At 56.1% G+C, this 14,949-nt stretch carries 12 protein-coding genes; 5 read left to right on the top strand and 7 right to left on the bottom strand.

Annotated features, from left to right (window positions below; genetic code table 11):
* Positions 1-50: 50 nt before the first annotated feature.
* The 3 genes from P1U45_RS02150 to P1U45_RS02140 form a co-directional block, all read right to left on the bottom strand.
* Positions 51-938, bottom strand: coding sequence for a hypothetical protein (locus P1U45_RS02150; protein WP_301057282.1), 888 nt, complete (start codon positions 936-938; stop codon positions 51-53).
* Entirely contained in the window at positions 935-1,693 is a 759-nt protein-coding gene (locus P1U45_RS02145; RefSeq protein ID WP_301057281.1) for a phosphodiester glycosidase family protein, read from the bottom strand. Before P1U45_RS02145 ends, P1U45_RS02150 begins: the two co-directional genes overlap by 4 nt.
* Before the next feature lie 110 nt (positions 1,694-1,803).
* Positions 1,804-2,172 carry an MmcQ/YjbR family DNA-binding protein gene (locus tag P1U45_RS02140; RefSeq protein WP_301057280.1) on the bottom strand — a complete coding sequence of 123 codons (369 nt, stop codon included), beginning with the start codon at positions 2,170-2,172 and terminating at the stop codon, positions 1,804-1,806.
* A 111-nt stretch (positions 2,173-2,283) separates the two neighbouring features.
* On the opposite strand from P1U45_RS02140, the gene P1U45_RS02135 reads away from it, so the two are divergent.
* The gene (locus P1U45_RS02135) at positions 2,284-2,781 is read left to right on the top strand and encodes a DUF892 family protein (RefSeq protein WP_301057279.1); all 498 of its coding nucleotides are present in this window, start codon (positions 2,284-2,286) and stop codon (positions 2,779-2,781) included.
* 195 nt (positions 2,782-2,976) lie between these two features.
* Here the strand turns inward: P1U45_RS02135 and gltB are convergent, their stop codons facing one another.
* Positions 2,977-7,497 carry a glutamate synthase large subunit gene (gene gltB, locus P1U45_RS02130; RefSeq protein ID WP_301057278.1) on the bottom strand — a complete coding sequence of 1,507 codons (4,521 nt, stop codon included), beginning with the start codon at positions 7,495-7,497 and terminating at the stop codon, positions 2,977-2,979.
* A gap of 4 nt (positions 7,498-7,501) precedes the next feature.
* Positions 7,502-8,947 (bottom strand): NAD(P)-dependent oxidoreductase, encoded by a 1,446-nt coding sequence (locus tag P1U45_RS02125; protein WP_301057277.1) that lies wholly within the window; start codon positions 8,945-8,947, stop codon positions 7,502-7,504.
* 249 nt (positions 8,948-9,196) lie between these two features.
* Between P1U45_RS02125 and P1U45_RS02120 the strand changes: the two genes are divergently transcribed.
* The 3 genes from P1U45_RS02120 (at position 9,197) to P1U45_RS02110 (ending at position 11,759) form a co-directional block, all read left to right on the top strand.
* Positions 9,197-10,051, top strand: coding sequence for an undecaprenyl-diphosphate phosphatase (locus P1U45_RS02120; protein WP_301057276.1), 855 nt, complete (start codon positions 9,197-9,199; stop codon positions 10,049-10,051).
* Between the two features lie 87 nt (positions 10,052-10,138).
* The gene (locus tag P1U45_RS02115; RefSeq protein ID WP_301057275.1) at positions 10,139-10,552 is read left to right on the top strand and encodes a hypothetical protein; all 414 of its coding nucleotides are present in this window, start codon (positions 10,139-10,141) and stop codon (positions 10,550-10,552) included.
* A gap of 211 nt (positions 10,553-10,763) precedes the next feature.
* Positions 10,764-11,759, top strand: a complete 996-nt coding sequence (locus P1U45_RS02110) for a hypothetical protein (RefSeq protein WP_301057274.1) — start codon at positions 10,764-10,766, stop codon at positions 11,757-11,759.
* 62 nt (positions 11,760-11,821) lie between these two features.
* Here the strand turns inward: P1U45_RS02110 and P1U45_RS02105 are convergent, their stop codons facing one another.
* A complete protein-coding gene (locus P1U45_RS02105; RefSeq protein ID WP_293607792.1) occupies positions 11,822-12,262 on the bottom strand; it encodes an OsmC family protein in 441 nt (146 codons plus the stop codon).
* 71 nt (positions 12,263-12,333) lie between these two features.
* On the bottom strand, positions 12,334-13,317 hold the full coding sequence (locus P1U45_RS02100; protein WP_301057273.1) for a complex I NDUFA9 subunit family protein: 984 nt from the start codon (positions 13,315-13,317) through the stop codon (positions 12,334-12,336).
* Positions 13,318-13,520: 203 nt separating this feature from the next.
* On the opposite strand from P1U45_RS02100, the gene hemN reads away from it, so the two are divergent.
* Entirely contained in the window at positions 13,521-14,879 is a 1,359-nt protein-coding gene (gene hemN, locus P1U45_RS02095; protein WP_301057272.1) for an oxygen-independent coproporphyrinogen III oxidase, read from the top strand.
* The last annotated feature ends 70 nt before the right edge of the window (positions 14,880-14,949 follow it).

The following is a 14,949-nucleotide window of genomic DNA, read 5'->3' as shown; positions in this document are numbered from 1 at the left end:
CCTCTTTAGTCTGCCCGCGTTAGCACGGGGGCTGGTAAGGGGAAACAGGGCTATTGTGGAACGCTGCCACGCTCGCCGCGCAGGAAACCCAGTATGAAACCGTCGAGGTGAACGCCCGGCAGATCTTTCGGCCATGCATGTCCGCCTTCATCAGAGACGAGCGTCACAACACGTCCGCCATTTTCGCAGGCCGCGCCGGTGATGAGTGTGGCGTTCAGCTGGGTGTTTGTTTCTCGGTCACCGCAGGATTGCATAGCTTCGAGCCTGTCTCTCACGTCGTCAAAGGCGAGGATGGGTGCGGTGCGGTGGCGGGCGGAACGGTCACCATCGCCGCTAAAGCTCAGGGTTTCGTCATCGCGTGTATGTATCGCCAGAATGCTGGTTCCGCGAGGCAGGGTAGGCTGGTCCTCGAACATGGCTCCGGAGACGATGACCAGAGCATCGGGCGTGAAGCTGAGGTCGGAGGCGATCCGGTATGACAGCATCGCGCCATTAGAGTGCCCGAACAGATATATTTCGTCTTCGATGATCGGGGTTCGCGCAGTCAGTGCTGCGTAGACGGCATTCACATAAGCGGCGTCATCAATGTGTTCATCGGCGGCATAGGCGCAACAATGATCAGCATTCCATGTGCGCAGATTACGTGTGTTGCGTCGGGCTGTTCCGTTCATGAAAGCGACGACGTAACCACCGTAATTGAGGCTGCGCGCAAAATCCTCAGATACGCGTTGCATGCGGTGGGCAGATCCACCGCCACCGTGGAAGATCATGATGAGCGGATATGGGCCGTCACCTGCGCCCTCTGGCATCTGGATAATGGCGTTGCGGCTTGTGCCGTCGACATCGAACTCCAGAGTGAATGACTCCGCAAACGCATGACCGCTGACGTTCGAAAAGACGATGATCAGGCCTGCTACCACGGTCCGGAAGGTTTTCATTCGTCTTGCGGCTCCAACACGCCAATGATTGGCCCCATGCGAAGGCCTTGCTCGTTACGGGTCAGTTCCGGCGCGTAAACACGCGAAATTGTCCCATCAAGGTATAACGCATTAGGCATGGCTAAATGGTCGCGGAAAACGCGGGCAAAGGTGTGAAAGTTCACGAAGGTGTCGGAGATTACGAAAACGACTTCGTCGGTCTCTTCGTTGACGCCGACACCGTTACGCCGTTTGAGCGACGTGCCTGCAGGGTTTAGCGAGGGGTGATATTCGCCATCAATGATCAGCATAGGGCCTGATTGGGTGGCGTATAACGCTTCGGGCGCAAGCGTGCGGTAGGCGAGGCTTTCCAGAACGTGCGCGCCGGACGCGTCTATATAGAAAACGCCATTCGGCAGCATTCCGAAATTGCCCGGCCCTTCGCGGGTCATCAGCTGTTGGGCCTGTTCGCCATCCTCAATGTAAAGGCCAACCGGCGTGCGATCTTCGTGATACATGCCGCCATTCATCGCGAAGGCGAGCGTCTTGCCCTCTGCATTGAGTGCTTCCTCAAGCCGTTCAAAATGGCCATACGGTTCGCCGTCGGGCGCGGTGAGGAACAGGCGGATGTCCGCGCTCTGATCAAACCGGCAAATGACGAAAGGCGCGTCATAAACGGTTTCGCGTGCGCAATGCGACGGCGCGTCCTCTGCGCAGGCCGCAACAGGCGTAAGCGCGAGAGCAAGGCAGAGTGACTTAAGTATATGATATGTCATGTAATTGAGCGTCCATGAAAGAGCGGACTAGCCATAATCAGGATGGGCATCTTCCCAAGCCTTCTGATCGGCCTGTTGTAGCGGTGAAAGTGTGGCTTTTATGAGGATAATCATTCGATCAGCAGGCCCAGCTCACGCTGCAGCTTCTTCGTCAGGCCGCGCCCAACAATCGTATAGCTGTCGCGTATATAGCTGAGGAGCTCCTCGTCTGACATGGTCTCGTCGGTTGTGCGCTGAATCCAGCTCATGCCGCGTGAGGCCAGATGCGGCGCGCCCTGCAGGCCGGGCTGTTCCTTCAGAATATCAAAGCCCATGCGGGAAATTTTAAACGAGCACCGATCGAGCGTGTTTTGCGCATCTGCGCCGCCAATTGCAAACACCTTTCCGCCGATTTTCCAGACATGAGAACCGCCCCATTGCACCACATGTGTGGTGTGCGGAAGGCTGTCGCAGAAGGCGTTATACTCATCCAGTGTCATAGAAGATTTCTAGCACGCACCGAATTTTTTCGGAACATGGAGCGGGGGCTTTCCGTTGATTTGTTGAAGAGGCGCGATGATCGTGCCCGCCAATTGAAAGGAGAGACACCCATGGCTCTTGCAACACTGAAAGACGTATATATCGACCAGCTTCAGGACATTTACAGCGCGAACAATCAGGCCGAAAAAGCAACGCGCAAGCTGGCGGAACACGCAACGGACGCGAACCTGAAACAGGCGCTGAACGATGGCGTAAAAGGTATTCAGGACGGTAAGGAAATCGTCGCGGATATTCTGAAAAGCTATAATGCCGACCCGAAGGGCGAGTTCTGCAAAGGCATGGAAGGTCTCGTAAAAGAGGCAAAAGCCCATGGCATTGAAGCGGACTTCGAAAACAGTGAAGTGCAGGACGCGGTGATCATCACCCAGTACCAACGCATGGCGCACTATGCGATGGCCGGTTACGGCTCAAGTGCAGCCTTTGCCCGCCGCCTCGGTAAACAGAATGAGGCCCGTGCCCTTTATAAGTGTCTTGACGACACGATGGGTGGCGACAAGCGCATGACAATGATCGCCGAAACAGGCGTGAATGAGAAAGCTGCCGCATAAAGCCAGCACCTCATAAGACGTAATGTCTTTCAAAAGCCCCGGATGAGTTCGCTCTTCCGGGGCTTTTTGCAGTGTAATGGATGGGAAATGAAAACCCCGGCTCTGTGGGCAAACAGAGCCGGGGTAAGGGCACTCTACTCAAGGGTCCGGCGAAATATTGGGGCTCGCCGGAGGGTGCAGTCAGCCGGAGGTTCGTCAGGCTGCCGCAGTCTCTGAAATCGGTTGATCCAGACGGTCTTTCATCTCGTGAGGAACGATCTGCCAGAAGTGTGGCAGCTCTGTTTCCCACTGATCGAGAATGGTCATGGCGCGACGCGAGTCCGTGCGCTTCAAATGGTTCTGGATCATCTTCTTGAGAACGCCTTCCCAGTGAGAAGACTGAACACGGTACCAGCCGACTGAATCCGGGTTCACAACGTTCGCGAAATTGTTGTCCGGATCGTAGATGAACGCCATGCCGCCAGACATACCCGCGCCGAAGTTGTCGCCAACTTCACCGAGGATCGCGACTTTACCGCCCGTCATATACTCACAGCCGTTAGAGCCGCAGCCTTCAATGACAGCTGTTGCGCCGGAGTTGCGAACCGCGAAACGTTCTGCCGCCTGACCTGCTGCAAAGAGGTTGCCTGACGTTGCACCGTAAAGGCAGGTATTGCCGATAATGGTGTTCGTCGCAGCCTCTGTCGCGAGGTGTGAGAACGGTTTCAGAATGATGGTCGCGCCGGAAAGGCCCTTGCCGACATAGTCGTTGGAATCACCGGTGACTTCGAGGGTGAGGCCTTTGACGGCGAATGCGCCAAGCGACTGACCCGCAGAACCGCGAAGTGAAATCCAGAGGCGGTTTGCCGGGATCGCATCATTGCCGAACTGGCGAACGATTTCCGAAGACGCACGCGTGCCGATGGCGCGCATCACGTTCTTCACGCCGTAAGCCAGCTGCATTTTCTCGCCGCGTTCGAAGAATGGCTGCGCGTCACGCAGGATCTGGTGATCGAGCGTTTCGGCTACTTCGTTGCGGTGGTTTGGCTTGTAGCTGATCGGCTTGTCCTGCTCGACTTTGACCAGAAGCGGGTTCAGGTCGAGGTCATCAAGGTGAGCCGCGCCGCGAGACACCTGAGACAGGAGGTCTGTGCGGCCGATCACTTCATCAAGGCTTGTGAAGCCGAGGTCAGCGAGGATTTCACGGACTTCTTCAGCGATGAAGCTCATCAGGTTCACAACCTTGTCCGGTGTGCCGGTGAACTTCTCGCGAAGGTCGTCGCGCTGTGTACATACGCCGACAGGGCAGGTGTTGGAGTGACACTGGCGAACCATGATACAGCCCATCGCGACGAGCGAGAGCGTACCAATGCCGTATTCCTCAGCGCCCAGCATAGCCGCCATGACAATGTCACGGCCCGTGCGCAGGCCACCATCTGTACGCAGGGTGACCTGATCGCGCAGATTGTTGAGTGACAGAACCTGGTGTGCTTCAGCCAGACCCATTTCCCACGGCAGACCTGCGAATTTGATCGACGTCTGAGGGGAGGCGCCTGTGCCACCATTATTGCCAGCGATCAGAATGACGTCTGCTTTCGCTTTCGCCACGCCGGCTGCAATTGTGCCGACGCCAGAACGGGCCACCAGCTTCACGCAGACACGTGCGATCGGGTTGATCTGCTTCAGGTCATAAATGAGCTGAGCAAGGTCCTCGATCGAGTAAATGTCGTGGTGCGGTGGAGGTGAGATCAGTGTCACGCCCGGCGTAGAATTCCGGAAACGTGCAATCATCTCGGTGACTTTGAAGCCCGGAAGCTGGCCACCTTCACCCGGTTTAGCGCCCTGAGCGACTTTGATCTCGATCTCGCGGCACTGGTTCAGGTATTCAGCGGTGACACCGAAGCGACCGGAGGCAACCTGCTTCACTGCAGAGTTCGGATTGTCACCGTTTGGAAGCGGCTTGTAGCGGTCGCGGTCCTCGCCGCCTTCACCGGACACCGACTTTGCGCCGATACGGTTCATAGCGATGTTGAGCGCGCCGTGTGCTTCCGGAGAGAGCGCACCAAGCGACATGCCAGGCGTCAGGAAGCGCTTGCGGATTTCGTTGATGGACTGAACCTCGTCGAGCGGAACAGAGCGTTCTGCCGGTTTGAAGTCCAGAAGATCACGCAGCTGGATCGGGTCCTGATCGCGCAGCGCCTGAGAGAATGTCTTATAGCGGGCATAAGAGCCTGTGTCGCACGCCGACTGGAGCTGGTGGATCAGCTTGCCATCAAGCGCGTGACGCTCGCCATTGCGACGGATGCGGTAGAAACCACCAATCGGCAGGGAGATGACGTCTTCATCATAAGCCTTGTTGTGGATTTCGATGGCTTTCTTCTCAAGACCGCCAAGACCAATACCGGAGATACGGCTTGTCATGCCCGGGAAGTATTCAGCCACGAGCGCGCGGGACAGGCCCAGCGCTTCGAAGTTGTAACCGCCACGATAAGACGAGATGACCGAGATACCCATTTTGGAGAGGATCTTCAGAAGACCGCCTTCAATAGACGCTTTCTGGCGGCGCACACACTCGTTCAGAGACAGGTCGCCGAACAGGCCTTTGGCGTGGCGTTCTGCGATACAATCCTGAGCAAGGTAAGCGTTGACGCATGTCGCGCCACAGCCGACGAGCACTGCGAAATAGTGCGTGTCGAGACACTCCGCCGAGCGGACAGTGATCGAGCAGAAAGAGCGCAGGCCTTGCTTCACAAGGTGAGACTGAACCGCGCTGGCTGCGAGGATCATTGGCGCAGCGATTTTGTCCTGCCCCTGGAATTCGTCGGTGAGGACGATGTGCTCATGGCCGGAACGTACTGCGTCTTCAGCTTCCTGCTGGATGCGGTCGAGGCAGGCACGCAGGCTGTCACCCGTGTAGGCATTTGCCCGAGGCGGCGCGAATGTACAGTCGATCTCGCAAACGCGGTCGCCCATCATCTCGCGGAAGCGCTTATACATGCCGTTCGACAGAACCGGGCTTTCCAGAACGAACACATCGGTTTGTGTCGCGTCGGAGGCCAGAATGTTGCCGAGGTTTTTGAAGCGTGTCTTCAGGGACATGACGCGATCTTCCCGAAGCGGGTCGATTGGCGGGTTTGTCACCTGAGAGAAGTTCTGACGGAAGAAGTGAGACAGCGGACGATATGTGTCGGAAATGACCGCCGGCGGCGCGTCATCACCCATAGAGCCGATAGCTTCTTTACCATCTTCCACCATAGGCGCGAGGATGAGTTCCATATCTTCCATGGTGAAGCCGGCAGCGAGCTTGCGGCGACGCAGTTCGTCCGCGCCATAGGATACAGGTTCTTCACCCGGGCCGATCATTGGCTCGAGTTCTTTGACGTTTTCAAGCCATTCCAGATACGGGTGCTTAGCCGCGAGCTTGGAGACGATCTCTTTGTGCTCGTAGAATTTGTGCTCTTCAATATCGGCAGCAATCATGCCGCCTGGACGGACACGGCCTTTCTTGACGATCTCTTCTTCGTCAAGCGGGCACATACCGGATTCAGAGCCGACAGCCAGAATGTTGTCACGTGTGAGGGCGTAGCGCATCGGGCGCAGACCGTTCCGGTCAAGGCCAGCAATCGCCCAGCGGCCGTCAAAGGCTGCGATCGCAGCAGGGCCGTCCCATGGCTCCATCACGGAGTTAGCGTAAGAATAGAGCGCTGCGTGCTCGTCAGCCATGACGCTGTCACGCTTCGACCAGGCTTCCGGCATGAGAAGCGCTTTGGCCATAGGCGCAGAGCGGCCAGCCTTAACCAGCATTTCGAAGACAGCATCGAGAGACGCGGAGTCAGATGCGCCAGCTGAGATAACAGGCTTGAGGTCGTTCTCGTGACCTTCAAACGCATCAGCAACCATGCGGATTTCATGTGACTTCATCCAGTTCTCGTTGCCGCGAACCGTGTTGATCTCACCATTGTGCGCCAGCATGCGGAATGGCTGAGCCAGCCACCATTGCGGGAAGGTGTTGGTGGAGTAGCGCTGGTGGTAAATGCAGACAGCAGAAACGAAACGCTCGTCTTTGAGGTCCGGATAGAAGTTGTCGATGTCTTCCGCGAGGAACATGCCTTTATAGATCAGGTTCCGCTGAGACAGTGAGCAGACATAGAAGCTTGGAATAGCCGCTTCACGTGCGCGGCGCTCGATACGGCGACGGCAGATATAAAGCGCACGCTCCAGATCAGCGCGGGAGCGGTCCTGCGCGTCATAGAAGAGGACTTGCTCGATTTCCGGACGTGTATCATTCGCCTTCTGACCGATAATGCTCGGATCGATAGGCGGCTGACGCCAACCATAAATGTAGAAACCGTATTTCAGGATTTCTGCTTCCACGATTGTACGGGCAGCTTCCTGAGCAGACAGGTCTGTACGCGGCAGGAAGATCTGGCCGACGCAGATAGGCGCGCGGCTTGGATCGTGACCTGTGCGCGCAACCTGTTCTTTGAAGAAGTCCTGCGGGACGTCCACGCGGATACCCGCGCCGTCACCTGTCTTGCCGTCAGCATCGACCGCGCCGCGGTGGTAAACCGCTTTCAGCGCGCGAACGCCTTTTTCGACGATTTCACGACGTGGCTGGCCGTCCAGAGCAACGATGAGGCCTACGCCGCAGGCATCGCTTTCATCACGTGGATCATAAGCGTGCGCGTCGATGAGCTTCTGACGGTTCTCGAGATATGTTTTTGTGTAATCAGTCATGATCTTACTCCGCCGCTACAGGGCGATCTGTCGCGCAAGCGAGCAGGTATTCGTGAATGGACTCAGCTGCGTCGCGGCCTTCTTTGACGGCCCAGACGACAAGCGATGCACCGCGGACAATGTCGCCAACAGCGAATACGCCATCCATGCTCGTCATCATGGTGGAGTAATCGACGCGGACAGCGCCCCAACGGTTCACGGTGAGCTGGTTCTCGTTGAAGAGGATCGGCAGGTCTTCCGGATCAAAGCCGAGTGCCTGAATAACCATGTCAGCTTCAATATCGAAGTCAGAGCCCGGTACTTCTTCAGGTGCCTGACGGCCTGATGCGTCCGGCAGACCGAGGCGCATGCGAACAGCGCGAACGGCTGATGCCTTGCCACCATTGTCGATGACCGCGCGCGGCGCAGCCAGCCACTCGAATGTGACGCCTTCTTCTTCCGCGTTCGCGACTTCACGCTGGGAGCCCGGCATGTTTTCGCGGTTACGACGGTAGAGACACGTCACAGAGCTTGCGCCCTGACGGATCGCTGTACGAACGCAGTCCATAGCTGTGTCGCCGCCGCCAATGACGACGACTTTCTTGCCTTTAGCGTTCAGCTTGCCGCTGTCATAATCCGGAACAGCGTCACCAAGGTTCTGCTTGTTGGATGTCGTCAGATACTCAAGCGCAGGGTAGACGCCTTCGGCGCCAGCGCCCGGAGCATTCAGTGACTTGGCTTTATAAACGCCTGTCGCGATCAGAACGGAGCTGTGCTTGGCGCGCAGGTCCTGGAAGGAAATGTCTTCGCCGACATTGCAGTTCAGTACGAACTCAACACCGGACGCTTCCAGATAGTCAGCGCGGCGTTGAACCACCTCTTTTTCAAGCTTAAAGCCCGGAATACCGTACACCAGAAGGCCACCGACGCGGTCATAACGGTCATAGACCGTGACCTTATAGCCTTTGCGGCGCAGCTGTTCAGCCGCAGCAAGGCCGCCCGGACCCGCACCGATAATGCCAACGCTTTGCGCACGCTCGCGCGGCGGTGTGATCGGTTTGATCCAGCCGTTTTCCCACGCCGTGTCGGTGATGTATTTCTCAACAGCGCCGATTGTGATTGCACCATGACCTGATTGCTCGGTCGTGCAGCTGCCTTCACACAGACGGTCCTGCGGGCAAATGCGGCCACAGATTTCCGGCATGTTGTTCGTCGCAGAAGAGACCTGATAGGCTTCTTCAAGGCGACCGTTTGCCGTGAGCATCAGCCAGTCCGGAATATTGTTCCCCAACGGGCAGTGTTCCTGACAGAAAGGCACGCCGCATTGTGAACAGCGGCCAGACTGTTCTTCGGCTTTAGCTTCGATGAACTCACGATAGATTTCGTGGAAATCATCCGACCGGTCTTCAGCGCTCCGTTTTACCGGGCGCTCCTGCTCGGTCGAAACGAATTTGAGCATTCGTGTCGACATGGGCTTCTCCTGAATTTGGCCGAAACATATCTCTGAGAAATAGCCTTAGCAAGCGAAGAATCTATATTATGTATCAATATGATATCTATATAGCGGGAATAACGCACGTTTCAGGAATTGCGACCGGTTTGCATAGGATTAATATATATCAAAATGATTTTAATCTAAAAAATCGGGCGATCAGCTAGTCGATTCTGCAGAAGTCAGATATGCCAGAACGCGTCGGAAACGTGGGACGGGACGCACGCTATGTCGCTAATGCAGATCATACTTATATCACTTCTGCAGGGAATTACCGAGTGGCTGCCGATTTCCTCGTCCGGACACGTGCTTCTGGCCTCAAGTTATTTCGGATTTGGCGCGCATGATGAACTTCTGATCAATGCGATGGCGCATCTTGGAACGTTGTTCGCCGTGCTTCTCTATTTCTGGAAGGATGTAGGCCGGGCAATTGGCGGCGGGTTCGAGCTGGTTGGTGCTGCGGCCACCCGTAAAGCGCTTTCTTCAAACGCGCGCCTTGCCATGCTCATTCTTCTATCCATGCCGATTACTCTGGCCGTTGTTGGCGGGTTTGAGATTCTGGCGGGTGACGAGCTTAAAGATGGTCTTCGCGGGCCGCTCACGGTCGCGGCGACAACGCTGGTCTTTGGTATTGCACTCTGGTGGGCCGATACGCGCGGCGGCAATGAAAAGTCCATGGATGAGATGGGCGTGATGCATGCAGTGCTCATCGGCGCGACGCAGGCGATTGCGGCGCTCCTTCCTGGCACAAGCCGGTCCGGCATCACCATGACGGCGGCGCGCTGGTTTGGTTATAAGCGTACAGAGGCCGCGCGGTTCTCAATGCTGATCGGTGCGCCAATCCTTGCGGCTACAGGTGCCTATGCGATTTTGGAGCTGCTGACGGCAGAGACGACAGGGGCAGCGAACCTAAGCGACGGTCTGATCGTGGCTGCGCTCTCATTCCTCTCTGGTATCTTCTCCATCTGGGCGCTGATGAAGCTGCTTGAGAAGATAAGCTTTCTGCCTTTCGTGCTTTACCGGATCGTCCTCGCGATTGTGCTCGTTCTGGCCTCTCCGCTCGCATTCGGCTGGATCAGCTAGCGCCCGGACTTTGTCCGGACAAAAGCTGATGGCTTGACTTTATCGAAAAACAGTAATATTGCTTTTCGATAAATGCTGGAGGGTTTCATGGACACAACGCTCGTGCGCATGGCGCATTGGAAAATCGACATCAAGATCGTCAACGGGAATGACATGCACATTCTGCAATGGCGGCGTCATATGTCTCATGACGAGGTTCTGCTTGATGGTAAAGTGCAGCAGATCAGTCGTGGCATGTGGGGACGTGAGACGATTTACGGTCTTGTTTTTGGCCGTGATGAAGAAGGCAATGGTGGCACGCGCGTCATGTTTGTCGTCGATCCGAGCCAGGATATGAACAACGCGTCCTATTGGCTGGAAGGGCAGGCCCCGCCGAAAGGCGTTCGCCTTGAAACGGCGGAACAGATACTTCTTGCCTTTGGCTCTCTGGATGAACGCGCTTATGATCAGCCAGCTGATTTCGCCGAATGGGCGAAGCAGAAAATGGGCATTAAGTGGTAGGCCGCCAGGGCTAAAATGACCGATATTTCAGGTGTCCGGACACGTTTTTTCTGGCATCCAGACGTGAGTTCGTTTCTCTTTTACGTGAATTACTGGTCCGTTGATCGCGTGACTGAATGGTCGTGAACCCGAAAGGCAGTGCGCTATGCGTGAAGAAAAAAAGAGTGAAAGTCTCGAGGTAAGACTCTCTTACTCGCAGAAAATCGCTTTCATGGAAGCATGCAGAAAAGAAGGCCTCACCGCGAGTGAAGCTCTGCGCGCAGGCATTGAGGGTTTCCTCGACGAGCACGACCGGCAGTCACAACGCCAATTCCAGATGAAGGACGTTGTGACCCTTATGAAGCGTAATCTTAGAAAGTCGCTGGCAACTGCCGGCGCAGTCGCGGCCAGCAGCGCGATGTTGCTCGCTATGCCATCCGCAGCTTCTGACGAAGCTTTTGAGCGGCTTGACCGCAATTCCGACGGTGTTCTCACCGCGGGCGAAATTTCTGCAAACGACAGTGCTGTATTTGAAATCCTCGATACGAATGATGATGGCCAGATTTCGGCTGACGAGTTCAACTCTGAAGCTGTCGTCACTGGCGTGAATGATAATGTCTTCATCAGCGACGAAGGCGAGGAAGTCCGTGTCATTACGGTGAACCGGACCGAGCTTGGATCGCTTGAAGATGGCGAGATTGAAGTTCGCGAGCATCGCTGGGTCGAAAATGTTGACGTGGATATGTCTGACGAAGAGATCCAGGAGATTATCGAGCGGACAATGGAACGTCTGTCCGAAATCGAAGAAATGGAAATCGAGGCGCATATCTCACGTGCGCAGGCGATGGAACTTGCCGACCGCGAGCATATCCGCATCGAAATCGCACGTGCCCGCGATGAAGCGCGCGCCGCTGTGCGTGAGGCGGCTCGTGCCGTTATCGTCGTTCAGGAAATCGATACCGACGAGATCGCACGGATTGCCGAACTTGAAGGCGTAGAGATTGATCTTTCAGGTCTTGAGGAGCTGCAGGCTCTGCTGGATGAGGAAGGCCTGGCAGGCATTATCGATCTGGAAGAGCTGGAGCGCGATCTGGATATCGAGCTTGATGGCGAGGCGCGGGTAATTATCCATCGTGAGCACATCGAACATGGCGATCATGCTGAGCATGACGCGCATGAGCCGGAACTCGAAGGTGAGATGGAAGAAGAGCCAATGCGAGAATACTAAGCTCCGCACCGTTCACGGATAAGAAAAAGGCGCCCCCCAGAGGCGCCTTTTTTGTTGTCTGCTTAGTCGTGAAGCTTGGCTTCCATGGAAATCTCTGTGCCGGCCAGCGCCTTTGATACAGGGCAGCCGGATTTCGCTGTGTTCGCGAGCTTCATAAACTCGTCATTGTCGATGCCTGGAACGCGTGCCGAAAGCTGCAAATGGCTTTTGGTGATTTCGAAGCCGCCGCCATCGGCTGGCTCGACCGAAACGTTTGCGGTTGTCTCCAGCATGTCAGCCGGATGACCTGCTTCTGCCAGCATGTGCGAGAGCTGCATGGTGAAACAGCCGGCATGGGCCGCGCCAATCAGCTCTTCCGGATTGGTTCCGGTCTTGCCGTCTTCGTCTTCGAAGCGACCTTTGAACGAATAAGGTGAGTTGGTGAGGACGCCTGACTGCGTGGACACTGTGCCGCTGCCGTCTTTAAGCGAACCACTCCATTTAGCGGTGCCTGTGCGTTTCATAAGGGGCCTCCATTCTGTCTGAACCTACTGAAGACAGAACGGGTGGGGCCCCTCACTTGTTCCTGAAAAGCTTAAGCGTCTTTGACTTCGTGGAACTGGCCCTGCGGGCGGAAACGCCAGAGGTAAGTCGGAACGATTGTCTCGACGCTCTCAAGCTCGGTTACACCGAGGTCTGCAAGCGTGCCGATATTCTCTTCGCCGCTAATGCCGACAACATTGTCCGTCTTGAGCATTTCGACCTGATCGCCAGTGATTGGCGGCGCAGGAAACGGCCAGAAGCTGAAAATCGTGCCTGTGACGAGACCGATTGGTTTAGCAAGGAAGAATGGAAGCGGCGCAAGAAGGCGCGGACGGTCAATCTCTTTGGTGATGTATTCAAGGATTTCCTTGAACGTGTAGACAGCCGGGCCGCCGATTTCGAATGTACGGCCTTTGGCGGCGTCTGACTGCAGCGCTTTGACAACGGCATCAGCAACATCGCCAACGAAGATTGGCTGGAATTTGGTTTCGCCGCCACCGATCAGCGGAAGCGCCGGTGTGAAGCGGGCCATGCTGGCGAAACGGTTGAAGAAGTCATCTTCAGGGCCGAAGATAATGCTCGGGCGTACGATTGCTGCGCTCGGCATGTACTGGCGTACGTCTGCTTCGGCTGCAGCTTTTGTGCGGGCGTATTCAGCTTCGCTTTCAGCATCGGCGCCGATCGCAGACAGCTGGACGAAGTTTGTAATGCCGGCTTCAGCTGCAAGTTCAGCAACGTTTTTCGCGCCAAGGCCTTGCGTGCCTTCGAAAGTCTGCTGGCCGCGCTCGAACAGAATACCAACAAGGTTGATGACGCCGGCCGCGCCTTCAAGAGCGCGCTGGATGCTCGGACGGTTGCGGACATTGGCCTGAACGATCTGGACCTGGCCGACATCACCTGCGAGGCGCTGATCACCCGCCAGATGCGGCTTGCGAACCGCGACGCGAACCCGATAACCGGCGCGGCACAGATTGCGCACAACATAGCGACCGAGAAAACCTGACCCGCCGAATACCGTGATCAATTCACCTGACATGCTGATGCGCTCCGCACTGAAGAGATTTTTGTTGAAGGCTGTAGACCAAAATTTGTCACGAATGTCTATCCGAAGATCACCTTCTCATCGGATGAAAAGCCCTATTAAGCGCTTCAAACTGTCTCAGTGCCAGATGGCCACATTCTAAGAAGGGGTAATTGCACGTAGATATTGCAACTCCCCAGACACTCATGGAGTTCAGCATGCGCCCTGAATGGTTCGATCTCGCTCAGAAGCCCGTCCCTCGCTATACCAGTTATCCGACTGCCGCGCAGTTCGAGGATAATCCGGATGCGGACGCTGTTTCGAGCTGGATTGCCGGTATCGGGCCAAGTGAGCCGATCTCTGTTTATGTGCATGTCCCATTCTGCGAGCAGCTCTGCTGGTATTGCGGCTGCCATACGACGGTTCCAAACGGCTATACCCGTATCGGGCGCTTCGTTGATGTTCTTCTGAAAGAGATTGAACTCTGGAAGGCGAAGTTACCGCAACATGGCGGCGGTGTGCATCTTCATTTTGGCGGCGGCACGCCAAACGCGCTGAACCCGAAAGACATGCTGCGCGTGCTCGATGCGCTGCGCGATGCCTTCTGCATTGATGATGACGCTGAAATATCCATCGAGCTTGATCCGCGAACGCTGAACCCTGAAATGATCCAGTCGCTGGCTGCAGGCGGTGTCACGCGTGCCAGCCTTGGCGTGCAGGATTTTAACCGCACGGTTCAAGAGGCGATCAATCGAATCCAGCCTTTCCTTCTTGTGAAGGGGGCTGTGGAGGCGCTGCGTGCCGCTGACATTACAGCTATCAATTTTGACCTTCTCTACGGCCTGCCACACCAGACCGCTGAGAGCGTTGCGCATTCTGCAGAAATGGCTGCCAGCCTGAAGCCGGACCGCATCTCTGCGTTCGGCTATGCCCATGTGCCATGGTTTGCAAAACATCAGCGTGCCATTGACGAAAAGACGCTTCCGGACACCAAAGCCCGTTTTGACCAGTTCGAAGCCCTGTCTGAAACGCTGGTGGATTTCGGCTATGTGCAGATCGGCCTCGACCACTTTGCGCGTGAAGAAGATGCGCTCGCCGGTGCACTGAAAACAGGTGCGCTGCACCGAAACTTTCAAGGCTACACGACGGATACCTGCCGTACGCTGATCGCGCTCGGCCCGTCAGGTATTTCAGAATTCCCGGGCGGCTTTGTTCAGAACGCCAAAGACATTCGCGACTATTCCGAGAGCGTGATGGCGGGTGATATTCCGCATCGCCGGGGCGTACGACGTACCGACGAGGACCGACTGCGCAGCGCTGTGATCGAGCGGCTGATGTGTGACATGCAAGTCGACGTGGCCAAGGTCTGTCAGCGATTTGATGTGCCACTCTCTCACTTTGCAGACGCGTTTGAGCTTTTGCGCGGGCTGGAGCGTCTGGGTATTTGTGATGTCACAGGCAGCGTTGTTCAGGTGCCGGTAGAGGCGCGCGTTCTGTTGCGTAGTGTAGCCCAGTGTTTTGATGCCTATTCCTCGCCCAATGCTGTGCCTGCCAACCGCCACGCAAAAGCAGTTTAGCGACTAGTTCACAGCTCTGTTCAGCTGAGGCGCTGACAAAGCCCGCAAATTGATGTGTGATTGCTGTTGA

It is taken from the genome of Ponticaulis sp., assembly GCF_029210165.1.
Taxonomy (GTDB): domain Bacteria; phylum Pseudomonadota; class Alphaproteobacteria; order Caulobacterales; family Hyphomonadaceae; genus Ponticaulis.
This window is presented reverse-complemented; position numbering and strand designations above follow the sequence as displayed.